This window comes from Brucella daejeonensis, from assembly GCF_014199265.1.
Lineage (GTDB): Bacteria > Pseudomonadota > Alphaproteobacteria > Rhizobiales > Rhizobiaceae > Brucella > Brucella daejeonensis.
The window spans coordinates 29597-41828 of the sequence record NZ_JACIJG010000010.1 but is presented as its reverse complement, the minus strand read 5'-3'; the positions used below and the strand labels follow the sequence as shown (position 1 = coordinate 41828).

Sequence of the window (12232 nt, the reverse complement as noted above, 5' to 3'; positions counted from 1 at the left end):
GTGACCAAAATCCTGCCCATGCTGCTGGTTCTTCTGATGGGCCTGCATATCGTCAAACCGCTCGGCCTGCCCGGACTGAAGCGACGCGGCGATTTCTGGAAAATCGCCGTCATCGCCATTCTGGTGATGACGCTGGCAGTCGGCTATCACCTGCACGAAGGATGAAAAGGGCGGCTTAAAGCGTGTCGCGTTCAATCATATTCAGGCGGCACATTTTAAGTTTTCTTGACGCATGTCTTTATCCCGTCGAAGCGGGATTGGAAATCAGTCCAGTGGACTGATTTCCCCGCGTAGGCGGTTTCCACTTTCGGGAGACATGCTTTAGGCCGCCATTTCCAGTTCCTTCTTCCAGCCGCCGGTTGCGGCAAGGCCGTTCATCTTTGCCCGGTGGGCAAAGGCGCGCTGGCCGGCGGCGACATTCTCGTCCTTCCCGCCCCATGCTTCCAGCGCCGCCGCCTGCAAGGCGCGACCATAGGAGAAGGTCATCTTCCACGGCATGTCGAAGCTCGCATTCATCGCGGACAGATGCGCGGTTGCTTCCTCGCCGGTCTGGCCGCCCGAAAGGAAGGCGATGCCGGGCACTGCTGCCGGAACCGTGTCGCGGAAGCAGCGTACGGTCTTTTCCGCGATTTCCTCGACGGACGCCTTGCGGGCGTTCTTGCCGTCGATGACCATGTTCGGCTTGAGGATCATGCCTTCGAGCTTCACGCGCGCATCGTAAAGTTCCGAAAACACCGTCTTGAGAACCCATTCCGTCACATCGTAGCAACGGTCGATGGAATGGTCGCCCGGCTGGCCGTCCATCAGCACTTCCGGCTCGACAATCGGCACGATGCCCGCCTCCTGACACAGCGCGGCATAGCGGGCGAGCGCCTGCGCGTTCTGCCTGACCGCCCCCCATGTCGGCAGGCTTTGCGAAATGGAGATCACCCCGCGCCATTTGGCGAAGCGGGCGCCCAGCCCGTGATATTCGTTCAGCCGTTCGCGCAGGCCGTCCAGCCCTTCGGTGATGGTTTCTCCTTCGAAACCGGCGAGCGGCTTGGCGCCCGCATCGACCTTGATGCCGGCAATGGCGCCAGATCCGCGGATGATCTCGACCAGGGGCGTGCCATCTCGTGCCTGTTGCCGGATGGTTTCGTCATAGAGGATGACGCCCGAAATATGATTCCTCATCGCCTCGTCGGAACGGAACAGCATCTCGCGATAATCGCGGCGCGTGTCCTCCGTCGAGGCGAGATGAATGGCATCGAAGCGCTTCTTGATGGTGCCAGAGCTTTCGTCGGCAGCGAGAATGCCCTTGCCCTTCGCAATCAGGGAAACCGCAATATCTTCAAGACGTTCGGTCATTTGCAATGTTCCTTCTGTCAGAGATTTCGCGAGTGTTGGTTAAAACTGTGGCAAGCGCAAGTCATTGAAACGATTGAAAATTTTTTAAACGGTTTAGGTCCTGACCCTAGTGACTGGGAAATGTCGATCTTTGACATTGGCGGGCCAGGTCCCATCTATCAGAAGCAGTCGAGGTTTTGCGAAGGGTGGAGACATGCGCCGCGTTCTTTTAAGCCTGTCATTGATGCTCGCCGCGTCGGTTCCGCCGCTCTCCCAGATGGCTTGGGCGGCGAGCGTCAATGCGGGCGGGCGGGAAGCCAAAGCCGAAATGCCGTTTGCCGTTGCGGCCATTGCCGAGTTCGACACGCCCTGGGCAATCGCCTTTCTGCCCGATGGCAGGCTTCTTCTGACCGAGAAGGGCGGCAGGATTTTCATCGTCACCCAGTCGGGCGACAGGACCGGGGTCGGCGGTGTGCCGCAGGTCGCTTTCGGCGGTCAGAACGGCCTTCTCGATATCGCGCCTGCTCCCGATTTCGAAAAAAGCGGGGCGGTCTATTTCTCCTATAACGAACCGGCGGCGCGCGGCAGCAGCGTGGTTCTGGCGCGGGCCGTGCTGGACGAGGGCGATGGCAAGGCTGCGCTTAAGCAGCGAAAGACGATCTGGAAACAGGATGTGGCCGCGCGCGGCGGACAACCGGGCGGAATCATCGCCTTCGCGCCGGACGGCAGGCATCTGTTTTTCTCCGTCGGCGACCGGATGGAACCGGCGAGCGCACAGGATGACGAGGCTCCGAAGGGCAAGATCCTGCGCATGAACCTTGACGGTTCCGTGCCTGTCGACAATCCCCATGCGGACGAGGGCGGCATAAGGGCGCTGACATGGACCACCGGCCACCGCAACCCGTACGGGCTTGCTTTCGGGCCGGACGGCAAGCTCTTCGAGCACGAGATGGGGCCGCGCGGCGGCGACGAATTCAATCTCGTCAAGCCCGGTCTCAATTACGGCTGGCCGCTCGTCTCCAATGGCGACAATTATAGCGGCAGGCCGATCCCGCGCCACAGCACGCGGCCCGAATTCGAGCCGCCGCTGGTTTACTGGACGCCGGTGATCGCCCCGGCGGGGCTTGCCTTCCATGAAGGGGCCTTGTTTCCCGACTGGCACGGTTCAGCGCTCATCGGAGGGCTTGCCTCCATGGCGCTGGTGCGGGTGGCAATCGACAAGGACGGCAATGCCGACGAGGTGGAGCGCTTCGATATGGACAACCGCATTCGCGACGTGGCCATCGGTCCCGACGGTGCGGTCTGGCTGATCGAGGATGACAGTCCGGGACGACTTTTGAAGCTTACACCCAAAAAATAAGCCCGGTATGAACCGGGCTTATTTGGACATGATTTATCGCATTACTTCTTCAGGACATCGACGCCGGGAAGCGGCTTGCCTTCCATCCATTCGAGGAAGGCACCGCCAGCCGTCGAAATATAGGTGAAGTCGTCGGCAACGCCTGCGTGATTGAGCGCTGCGACCGTATCGCCGCCGCCGCCGACCGAAACGAGCTTGCCTGCCTTGGTGCGGGCCGCGACATGCCTGGCGGTCTTGACCGTGGCTGCATCGAAGGGGTGCAGTTCGAACGCGCCGAGCGGGCCATTCCAGACGAGGGTCGCGGCATCGTCGATAGCCGAAGCGATCAGGTCCGTCGAAAGAGCGCCTGCGTCGAGGATCATGCCGTCGGCTGGAACCGCGTCCACGCCATAGGTCTGATTCGGCGTGTCGGCTGCGAAATGCCAGCCCACAACCGCATCGACCGGCAGGATGATGGCGCATTTGGTGGTTTCGGCCTTGGCCATGATGTCGCGCGCGGTCTGGGCCAGATCGTGTTCGCACAGCGACTTGCCGACATCGTGGCCCTGTGCGGCAAGGAAAGTGTTGGCCATGCCGCCGCCGATGACGAGCGCATCGACCTTTTCGATCAGGTTGGACAGAAGGTCGAGCTTGGTCGAAACCTTCGCGCCGCCGACGATGGCGACAACCGGACGGGCTGGCTGTCCGAGGCCCTTTTCCAGCGCTTCCAGCTCTGCCTGCATCGCGCGACCGGCAAAGGCAGGCAGCACATGCGCCAGACCTTCGGTGGAGGCGTGCGCCCGGTGGGCGGCGGAAAATGCGTCGTTGACGTAGAGATCGCCATTGGCGGCAAGTGCCGCGACGAATTCGGGATCGTTCTTTTCCTCGCCCTTGTGGAAACGGGTGTTTTCCAGAAGCAGGACGTCGCCGTCCTTCATCGCGTCGACAGCCGTCGCGGCCGTGTCGCCAATGCAGTTTTCCGCGAAATGCACGCCATGGCCCAGAACCCTGGAAAGCGGCCTGACGACAGCCTTTAGCGAATTTTCGTCCGAGGCGACGCCTTTCGGGCGACCGAAATGGGCGAGCAGAATGACCTTCGCGCCTTTCTTCGACAGTTCGGCAATGGTCGGCACGATGCGCTCGATGCGCGTGAGGTCGGTGACTTCGCCATTTGCCATCGGCACGTTGAGGTCAACGCGGACCAGAACGCGCCTGGACTTGACGTCGGCATCGTCGAGAGTGCGGAAACTCATGATCTTTCTCCCAGGACTGTCTTTCGGACGACCACGGAGCAATGCTGCTCAGACAGGTACGCGCCGGAAAAGGGTTGGATAATCGGTGACAAGCCCGTCTTCGTCGACGGGCAGTTCGGCGGTAAAGCTGCGATCCGCCGCCGCATAGCGATAGAGCCTGCCTTCCTCGAGGCAGGTATAGCGCTGCGCGTCGCGCAGCGGACGGAAACTGTCGAAGGGCACGTAAAGCATGTCGAGCTGGACGGTGCCGCTTTCGGGCGTGAGGCCGAGGCGACGGATGGGCAGCGTATTGGTGAAGGGCGTTCCCGCCAGGTCGATATCGATGCAGCCGTCGAATTCCGGCAGCGGATCGCCCGCCATCGTGTTCCAGCGGCCGTTGCCGTCGGAGACGAGTTCAAGCCTCTGGCCGGAGGTGGTTTCGATCAGGAAATGGAGAACATGCCAGGCGCTGTTGCAGTCGATGCTGTAGCGCACGCCATAAGGATTGCCGCCGCGGTCGCCAATCACGACGCTTTCAGCGCGGATCGTGTGGCCGACGGGTCCGATATCGAGATGTTCGAGCCCTTCTCCTTCCAGCGGACGCCAGCGGGCAGCGGTGGGGAGAAGGGCGCGAAACATTGTCGGAAGCTTAGATCAGCTTGCCGAAGGCGACGGCGGTGTCGCCCATGCGGCTGGAGAAGCCCCATTCATTGTCGTACCACGACAGGATGCGCACCATGGTGCCGTCCATGACCTTGGTCTGGTCCGTGTGGAAGATCGAGGAATGGGAGTCGTGGTTGAAGTCGTGCGAGACGAGCGGCTCGTCCGTATAGCCCAGAACGCCCTTAAGGCGACCATTGGCGGCGGCGCGGATCGCGTCGTTGATTTCCTGCACGGTGGTCGAACGCTTGGCGATGAAGGTCAGATCGACAACCGAGACATTCGGGGTCGGGACGCGGATGGCAACGCCATCGAGCTTGCCCTTCAGTTCCGGCAGGACGAGGCCGACAGCCTTGGCCGCACCCGTCGAGGTCGGGATCATGGAAAGCGCTGCCGCGCGGGCGCGGTAAAGATCCTTATGCATGGTGTCCAGCGTCGGCTGGTCGCCCGTATAGGAGTGGATCGTCGTCATGAAGCCCTTTTCGATGCCGATGGCCTCGTTGAGGACCTGGGCGACCGGTGCAAGGCAGTTGGTCGTGCAAGAAGCGTTGGAGATGACCTGGTGGTCCTTGGTCAGCTTGTCGTGGTTGACGCCATAGACGACGGTCAGGTCGGCGCCGTCGGCCGGAGCCGAAACGATGACGCGCTTGGCGCCGGCTTCCAGATGCATGGCGGCCTTGTCACGCGCGGTGAAGATGCCGGTGCATTCGAGCGCGATGTCGACGCCTTCGGAAGCCCATGGCAGTTCGGCCGGGTTGCGGACGGCGTGAACCTTGATCGGGCCGTAGCCCACATCGATCGTGTCGCCAGCGACCTTCACTTCCTTGGGGAAACGGCCATGCACGCTGTCGTAGCGCAGCAGATGCGCATTGGTTTCGACCGGGCCGAGGTCGTTGATCGCCACGACCTGAATATCGGTGCGGCCCGACTCGACGATGGCGCGAAGAATGTTGCGGCCGATGCGGCCAAAACCGTTGATTGCGACGCGAACTGCCATTTTCTCTTAATCTCCCGATGGGGTTCTGCATCTTGCGATGCGTCCGAATTGGACCTGTAGGTCCAAAAACTCAAACGCCGACGTTTTGGGACGCCGGCGCTTTTTCAAATCATGCGGCGTTGAGCTTCTTCTCCGCAGCTTCGGCGGCATGTTCCGCCGTGATGCCGAAATGCTTGTAGAGATCGTTGATCTCGCCCGAAGCGCCAAAACCCTTCATGCCGATGAATATGCCGTTTTCACCGATGAAGCGTTCCCAGCCGAGCGAGATCGCCGCTTCGATGGCGACCTTCACCGGCGCATCGCCGATGGTCGCATCCTTGTAGGCATCGCTCTGCTGTTCGAAAAGCTCGAAGCAGGGGACGGATACGACGCGGGTCGCGATGCCCTTGCCTTCGAGAAGGTCGCGGGCCTTGAGCGCGATTTCCACCTCCGAGCCGGTGGCGAAGATCGTCACCTTTGCGTCCTTGCTTGCAGCGGCAAGTTCGTAGGCGCCGAAAGCCGACAGGTTCTCGTCGCGGTGCTCGGTGCGGACCGTCGGCAGGTTCTGGCGGGTGAGCGCCAGCGTCGACGGGGTCTTCTTCGATTGCAGGGCGGTCTGCCAGCATTCGGCGGTCTCGACGGCGTCGGCCGGACGGAACACGTTGTGGTTCGGAATGGCGCGCAGCGCGGCCAGATGCTCGACCGGCTGGTGGGTGGGGCCGTCTTCGCCCAGACCGATGGAATCATGCGTCATGACATAGATGGTGCGGATGCCCATCAGCGAGGAGAGACGCATTGCCGGACGCGCATAGTCCGAGAAGGTCAGGAAGGTGCCGCCGTAAGGGATCAGGCCACCATGCAGCGTCATGCCGTTCATGGCCGCGGCCATACCGTGTTCGCGGATGCCGTAATGGACATAACGCTGGCCGTAATCCTCCGGCGTCACCGCCTTGGTCTGGCTCGTCTTGGTATTGTTCGAACCGGTGAGGTCGGCGGAGCCGCCAATGGTTTCCGGCACAACGCCATTGATGACTTCCAGCGCCATTTCCGAAGACTTGCGGGTCGCGACCTTCGGCTTGTCGGCGGAAAGCTTCTTCTTGTATTCGACGATGGCCGCATCGAAGTTGGACGGCAGATCGCCACGCATGCGGCGTTCGAATTCCGCGCGGGTTTCCGCATCGGCCGCGGCGAAGCGCTTTTCCCATTCCTGACGCTTCTTGGCGGCGTTGAGACCGGCCACGCGCCAGCCGTCCAGCACTTCGGCCGGGACCACGAAAGGTTCGGCACTCCAGCCAAGCGCCTTGCGGGTTGCGGCGATTTCCTCTGCACCGAGCGGCGAACCGTGCACCTTGTTGGTGCCGGCCTTGTTCGGCGCGCCGAAGCCGATGGTCGTCTTGCAGGCGATGAGAGTCGGGCGGTCGGAAACCCTGGCCAGTTCGATGGCCTTGGCGATGGCATCCTGATCGTGACCGTCGACAGCCATGGTGTTCCAGCCGGAAGCCGCGAAACGGGCAGGCTGGTCGGTATTGTCGGAAAGCGTGACCGGGCCGTCGATGGAAATGTTGTTGTCGTCCCAGAACACGATCAGCTTGTTCAGCTTCAGGTGACCCGCAAGCGCGATGGCCTCCTGGCTGATGCCTTCCATGAGGCAGCCGTCACCGGCGATGGCATAGGTGTAGTGGTTGACGAGGCTGTCGCCGAACTGAGCATTGAGAATGCGCTCGGAAAGCGCCATGCCGACGGCATTGGCGATGCCCTGGCCGAGCGGGCCGGTCGTGGTTTCGATCCCGGCGGCGTGGCCGTATTCGGGGTGGCCTGCGGTACGCGAACCAAGCTGGCGGAAATTCTTGATCTCGTCGATGGTGATGTCTTCGTAGCCAGACAGATAAAGCAGCGAATAAAGCAGCATCGAACCGTGGCCCGCAGACAGCACGAAGCGGTCGCGATCCGGCCAGTGCGGGTTCTGCGGGTCGTGCGAGAGAAAACGGGTATAAAGCGTCGTCGCTATGTCGGCTGCGCCCATCGGCAGGCCGGGATGGCCCGAATTGGCTTTTTCGACCGCATCCATGGAGAGGAAGCGGATTGCGTTGGCCATCTGGTTCTGTTTGTCGGAATTGGTCATGGTCTCAGCCGTCTTTCCTTGGCAGGGTTTAACGGGGTTGCGGCGATGCCTTTTGCCCGAGCACGATCCGTAGCGATAACGGCTTCATGCGTTTTAGGATCACGCTCCCGAAGGCATCGGACACATAGCACCTGCACATAAGGAGTCAATAAACCGATGAGTTTTGGGCAATAAACTGTCCGCGACTAATCGATTGAGTTGTGTGGAAAGCTGTAGACGAATCACCGAAAAGCCGTTTTGCACCGATAACGGTGTATGAATGCCCGCATATGCCCCTCATTTGTTGCTTATCGGGCGGTCGATTATTACAATCTTTTCAAAGATGCCCGTCCCGCAGGCGCGATTCGATATCCCTGAACCGGGTCCGCGATTGGCATTGGAAAGGACATGGATGGCACCCGAAACGACCCTCAGGCAAGTTCTGGAACGGCTGGAAAAGGCACTCAACACGCTTGAACAAGCGGTCGATCTGCGGCTGGACAAGGAAGGCGATTTCGCCGAAGCCGAGGAAGAGGTGCAGCGGATGAATGCCGATCGCAGCCGTCTCGCCCAGGAACTCGACCAGTCCGAAGCGCGCGCCGAGCGGCTTGAAGCCGCCAATCGCGAGGTTTCGCGTCGCCTTGTGACTGCCATGGAGACAATCCGCGCCGTTCTGGACCGATAGGAGGCTACCATAGCGACCGTTACCGTTACCATCGATGGTAAAGCTTACCGCATGGCCTGCGACGAAGGGCAGGAAGAGCACCTGTCCGGGCTTGCCGACCGTCTCGATCAGTATGTGACCCATCTGAAATCGTCTTTCGGGGAAATCGGCGACCTGCGCCTGACCGTCATGGCGGGCATCATGGTGATGGACGAACTGGCCGAGATGCAGAAGCGCATCAAGGGGCTGGAAAACGAGGCGGAAACGCTGCGCCGGTCGCGTGACGAGGCTTTGGGGCGGGCCGACAGCAACGATGCCGCCCTGACCGGCATGTTGTCGGATGTGGCTGCGCGCATCGAGCAGGTGGCCGCGCGGATCGCGCCGCGCAACGGCTGATTTCGTCGTCGAGACCGCAGGACGAATCCTTTGAAAAAGTTTTCGTGACGAGCCGTTGCAAGCCACTGGCGTTCCCGTCAGGCAGATACTATATTGGTCGCTGGCGGAACTGCGCTTCCCGACAGGTGTAACAGCATCCCCGGGGCCTTATTGATCTCTAAGGGAGCTGTCCCTGTGAAGGCTCGAGGGCTTTCGCATATGGCGCCCACCTACTTTGTAGGTTCCCGGGATCAAACGCTACCATCGGTCGTCGTGGTCCGCCGCTTTTCATCTTCGGGCGATTGCAGAAATTGCCATGCGCTTGATCTGGCAGGCGATTTTTTCGTACAGATGCGCCACTTTCAATAAGAGCGCACATTTTTCATGATCTCCCCCGAAACGCCGCCGCCCGATTCGTCGGAACGATTGATCATCGCGATACCGCTCGCCTTTTTCTACGGGCTTCTGCTCTATGTCGCGATCTGGTCGCGCCATTACATGGATGCGATGCCGGTGATCGCCGGGCTGGCGCTGCTGCCGATGGCCGTGGCGAGCCTCGCCTCCTGCCTGTCCGACCCGCGCGCCCAAAGAGGGCTGTGGCGGCATGTGCGCATGGGCTGGGCCATTATCGGCGGACTTGTCGTCACCAGCATGATCTTTTTCCGCGAGGCGGGAATCTGCGTGGCCATGGCCGCTCCGTTCCTGATGGTGTTTTCGGCGCTCGGCTCCGCGCTCACGCTCTGGATGATCCGGCAGTTCCGCTCACGGCGCTCGACGACGCTGGTCGTGGCCCTACCTCTGCTCGTGCTGCCTGCCGAGCTTCAGATGTCCTATGCCCCGCATGACGGCTCCGTCACGACCGTGGTCGAGATCGCGGCGCCGCCGGAAACCGTCTGGCGGCAGACGGTCGAAATCCGCAATGTGCGCGCCGATGAACTGTCCTGGACATTCAGCCACGGCATAATTGGCGTTCCTCAGCCGGTCGATGCGCGGATGGAGGGGGAGGGCATCGGCGCGGTGCGTCAGCTTCAATGGACGCGCGGCGTCAATTTTCAGGAAATCGTCACGCGCTGGGAGGAAAACCGGCTTCTGGCATGGGATTTCCGCTTCGGTCCCGGTTCCATTCCGCCGGAAGTGGAAGCGCATATCAAGGTAGACAGCACCTATCTCAAGCTTGCACAGGGCGACTACCGGCTGGAGCCGCTTGCCAACGGGCACACACGCCTCACGCTGACGACCCGTTACCGGATCGCGACGCCGATCGATTTCTATTGCGATCTGTGGGGCAGGCTGTTCCTCAACGATTTCCACGGCGTCGTTCTGAGGGTTATCCGCGACCGTTCCGAGAAGATCGCACATGCAAGCGGCGCGGTCACTTGACGGATCGTTTCATTGCGGTTCCACTAGTGTGGTGGATTTGAAGTTCCTATCATTTGCCTGGCATCTACGTTTGGGAACTTCAAATCCGTAAACCACACTAGTGGATTGAATTTGACGTTTGATTCCCGACTGAATGAGATGCCGTTTCAAACGTCAAATTCGAAAAATCCACTAGATACATAAACTTACTAGTGGTCTTTTTGATTCCGACATTTGCTCGGCGCCTGTATCAGAGGGATGCAAATGTCGGAATCAGACCACTAGATGAAGCGGTAACAGCAGGGAGTGGTCTTGAATGACGGCAGCGGAGCGCGATCCTGTTCTGGAAAAGCAGGAACTCAGACGCAGGGTTCTGGCGGCTCGCGACGCGCTCGATCCGCGTTATCACTACGAGGCTTCGCTGGCTGCGGCAAAAATGGGTGAAGCCGCCATCGATGTTCCCAAGGGAACGCTGATTGCCGGCTACTGGCCGATCCGCTCCGAAATCGATCCGCGACCGCTTCTTTCCGCGTTGCGCGCAAAAGGCGCACGGCTTTGTCTTCCGGTCGTTCTGGACCGGGAAACGATTGCCTTTCGTGAATATCTGCCCGATGCCGAACTGGCGCAGACCGGCTTCGGCACGATGGGGCCGGGCGAAGATGCGCCGCTCGTCGATCCGGTGATCATGCTGATGCCGCTGGCGGGCTTCGACCGCCGGGGCCATCGGCTCGGCTATGGAGCCGGACATTACGACCGCGCTCTGGCGCGTTTTGCCGAGCGCGGCCTGGAGCCGCTTCTGATCGGCATGGCCTTCGACTGCCAGGAAATCGAGCGTGTGCCCGATGAGCCGCATGACATTGCGCTCAACCAGATCCTGACCGAGAGCGGCTTGCGTTCGCTTGGCACCGAGGTATAAGGCAATCCCATGAGATTGCTTTTTCTTGGTGATATGGTGGGCCGGTCGGGCCGGAACGCGGTTTATGAAAAGCTGCCGGGGCTGATTTCCGATCTGAAGCTGGACTTCGTGATCGTCAACGGTGAGAACGCCGCGGGCGGCTTCGGCATTACCGAAGAGATTTTCCACGATACAATTCGGGCCGGGGCCGATGTGGTCACGACCGGCAATCATGTCTGGGACCAGCGCGAGGCGCTGGATTTTTCCAAGCGCGAAGACCGCTTTCTGCGCCCGGCAAATTTCCCGAAAGGGACGTCGGGCAAGGGGGAAGGGCTTTATATCGCTAAAAACGGCGCCCGCGTCCTGGTGTCCAACGTGATGGGCCGCGTGTTCATGCATCCCGATCTGGACGATCCGTTCATCGCGGCCGAAAAGATTCTGGAAGCCTGCCCGCTCGGTGAACAGGCGGATGCCGTATTCTTCGATTTCCACGCGGAAGCCACGAGCGAAAAGCAGTGTTTCGGCCATTTCGTCGATGGTCGTGCGAGCGCCGTCATCGGCACGCATACCCATGTGCCGACCGCCGATTGCCAGATTTTGCGCAACGGAACGGCCTATATGTCGGATGCGGGCATGTGCGGCGATTACGATTCCTCGCTCGGCATGGACAAGGAAGAGCCGCTCAACCGGTTTTTGTCGAAAGTGCCGAAAGGGCGTTTCGAGGCCGCGAGCGGTCCGGCGACCGTCTGCGGCGTCGGTATCGAGATTTCCGATCGCACCGGCCTTGCCGAAAAAGCGGCGCCCTTGCGCATCGGCGCCCGTCTGGAAGAGACTATTCCGGCGTTCTGGCGCTGACTTTCACGCCCTCGAAATTATCGGGTCCGGCAATCCGGGTGCACAGATCTGACCATTCGCAATGTTCGCAGGCCGCGCGCAGCGTGCCGTCGGCAAACGCCGTCCGCATTGCCGCCAGCCGTCCTGCATCGAGTTCGAACGGGGAAGGTGTGGTAAGTTCCATGCCCAGAAGCTCGCCCACGGTCCTGAGCGCCAGCGCGTCGCGCTTTCGAACACTTGCCTCGTAGCAATGGCAAGCGCCCCCGGCGCCCCCGCAGAGCAGGGGCGCGCAGATATCGTCGGGGCCGTCGACGAGGAGAATATCCTCTCCCCTGTTGAGCCGCCCGGCAATCGCATCGTAGTTTTCCACGAAAGCCGGGCTATAGCCCCTGCCGACATAGGTCAGCATACAGAGGAGATGATGGCCGCGCAGGCGTATTGTCACTTGGTCGCCGCTTGGTCGTTACTGGA

At 60.8% G+C, this 12232-nt stretch carries 13 protein-coding genes and 1 other RNA gene; 8 read left to right on the top strand and 6 right to left on the bottom strand.

The window, feature by feature from the left end; genetic code table 11:
• Entirely contained in the window at positions 1–165 is a 165-nt protein-coding gene (locus FHS76_RS13745) for a hypothetical protein (protein WP_183653579.1), read from the top strand.
• A 156-nt stretch (positions 166–321) separates the two neighbouring features.
• Here FHS76_RS13745 and FHS76_RS13740 read toward each other — a convergent pair whose 3' ends face one another.
• A complete protein-coding gene (locus tag FHS76_RS13740; protein WP_183653576.1) occupies positions 322–1347 on the bottom strand; it encodes a class I fructose-bisphosphate aldolase in 1026 nt (341 codons plus the stop codon).
• A gap of 193 nt (positions 1348–1540) precedes the next feature.
• On the opposite strand from FHS76_RS13740, the gene FHS76_RS13735 reads away from it, so the two are divergent.
• On the top strand, positions 1541–2686 hold the full coding sequence (locus FHS76_RS13735) for a PQQ-dependent sugar dehydrogenase (RefSeq protein WP_183653573.1): 1146 nt from the start codon (positions 1541–1543) through the stop codon (positions 2684–2686).
• A gap of 41 nt (positions 2687–2727) precedes the next feature.
• Here FHS76_RS13735 and FHS76_RS13730 read toward each other — a convergent pair whose 3' ends face one another.
• The 4 genes from FHS76_RS13730 to tkt all read right to left on the bottom strand — a co-directional run bounded on the left by FHS76_RS13730 (position 2728) and on the right by tkt (position 7655).
• Positions 2728–3918 (bottom strand): phosphoglycerate kinase, encoded by a 1191-nt coding sequence (locus FHS76_RS13730; protein ID WP_183653568.1) that lies wholly within the window; start codon positions 3916–3918, stop codon positions 2728–2730.
• Positions 3919–3966: 48 nt separating this feature from the next.
• The gene (locus tag FHS76_RS13725; protein WP_183653565.1) at positions 3967–4536 is read right to left on the bottom strand and encodes a putative glycolipid-binding domain-containing protein; all 570 of its coding nucleotides are present in this window, start codon (positions 4534–4536) and stop codon (positions 3967–3969) included.
• 10 nt (positions 4537–4546) lie between these two features.
• Positions 4547–5554 carry a type I glyceraldehyde-3-phosphate dehydrogenase gene (gene gap, locus FHS76_RS13720; protein WP_183653562.1) on the bottom strand — a complete coding sequence of 336 codons (1008 nt, stop codon included), beginning with the start codon at positions 5552–5554 and terminating at the stop codon, positions 4547–4549.
• A 109-nt stretch (positions 5555–5663) separates the two neighbouring features.
• Positions 5664–7655 carry a transketolase gene (gene tkt / locus FHS76_RS13715; protein ID WP_183653559.1) on the bottom strand — a complete coding sequence of 664 codons (1992 nt, stop codon included), beginning with the start codon at positions 7653–7655 and terminating at the stop codon, positions 5664–5666.
• A gap of 391 nt (positions 7656–8046) precedes the next feature.
• Between tkt and FHS76_RS13710 the strand changes: the two genes are divergently transcribed.
• From FHS76_RS13710 to FHS76_RS13685, 6 genes are all read left to right on the top strand, one after another.
• Complete coding sequence (locus FHS76_RS13710; RefSeq protein ID WP_010661399.1) at positions 8047–8319, top strand: DUF4164 domain-containing protein; 273 nt, start codon at positions 8047–8049, stop codon at positions 8317–8319.
• A gap of 9 nt (positions 8320–8328) precedes the next feature.
• Positions 8329–8694, top strand: coding sequence for a cell division protein ZapA (locus FHS76_RS13705; protein ID WP_183653953.1), 366 nt, complete (start codon positions 8329–8331; stop codon positions 8692–8694).
• Positions 8695–8797: 103 nt separating this feature from the next.
• Positions 8798–8956: non-coding RNA, 6S RNA (ssrS, locus tag FHS76_RS13700), on the top strand.
• Positions 8957–9057: 101 nt separating this feature from the next.
• On the top strand, positions 9058–10053 hold the full coding sequence (locus FHS76_RS13695) for an SRPBCC family protein (protein ID WP_183653556.1): 996 nt from the start codon (positions 9058–9060) through the stop codon (positions 10051–10053).
• Between the two features lie 295 nt (positions 10054–10348).
• Positions 10349–10948, top strand: a complete 600-nt coding sequence (locus FHS76_RS13690) for a 5-formyltetrahydrofolate cyclo-ligase (protein ID WP_183653554.1) — start codon at positions 10349–10351, stop codon at positions 10946–10948.
• Positions 10949–10957: 9 nt separating this feature from the next.
• Positions 10958–11782 carry a TIGR00282 family metallophosphoesterase gene (locus FHS76_RS13685; RefSeq protein WP_183653552.1) on the top strand — a complete coding sequence of 275 codons (825 nt, stop codon included), beginning with the start codon at positions 10958–10960 and terminating at the stop codon, positions 11780–11782.
• On the opposite strand, the gene FHS76_RS13680 is transcribed toward FHS76_RS13685, so the two are convergent.
• Positions 11760–12206 (bottom strand): DUF1284 domain-containing protein, encoded by a 447-nt coding sequence (locus FHS76_RS13680; RefSeq protein ID WP_183653550.1) that lies wholly within the window; start codon positions 12204–12206, stop codon positions 11760–11762. The genes FHS76_RS13685 and FHS76_RS13680 overlap by 23 nt on opposite strands.
• Between the last annotated feature and the right edge of the window lie 26 nt (positions 12207–12232).

Bases quoted from the DNA above. Each gene is read 5' to 3' on its own strand.
- FHS76_RS13725 (WP_183653565.1), bottom strand. From the start codon at position 4,536: ATGTTTCGCGCCCTTCTCCCCACCGCTGCCCGCTGGCGTCCGCTGGAA.
- FHS76_RS13730 (WP_183653568.1), bottom strand. From the start codon at position 3,918: ATGAGTTTCCGCACTCTCGACGATGCCGACGTCAAGTCCAGGCGCGTT.
- gap (WP_183653562.1), bottom strand. From the start codon at position 5,554: ATGGCAGTTCGCGTCGCAATCAACGGTTTTGGCCGCATCGGCCGCAAC.
- FHS76_RS13690 (WP_183653554.1), top strand. From the start codon at position 10,349: ATGACGGCAGCGGAGCGCGATCCTGTTCTGGAAAAGCAGGAACTCAGA.
- tkt (WP_183653559.1), bottom strand. From the start codon at position 7,655: ATGACCAATTCCGACAAACAGAACCAGATGGCCAACGCAATCCGCTTC.
- FHS76_RS13695 (WP_183653556.1), top strand. From the start codon at position 9,058: ATGATCTCCCCCGAAACGCCGCCGCCCGATTCGTCGGAACGATTGATC.
- FHS76_RS13735 (WP_183653573.1), top strand. From the start codon at position 1,541: ATGCGCCGCGTTCTTTTAAGCCTGTCATTGATGCTCGCCGCGTCGGTT.
- FHS76_RS13740 (WP_183653576.1), bottom strand. From the start codon at position 1,347: ATGACCGAACGTCTTGAAGATATTGCGGTTTCCCTGATTGCGAAGGGC.
- FHS76_RS13710 (WP_010661399.1), top strand. From the start codon at position 8,047: ATGGCACCCGAAACGACCCTCAGGCAAGTTCTGGAACGGCTGGAAAAG.
- FHS76_RS13685 (WP_183653552.1), top strand. From the start codon at position 10,958: ATGAGATTGCTTTTTCTTGGTGATATGGTGGGCCGGTCGGGCCGGAAC.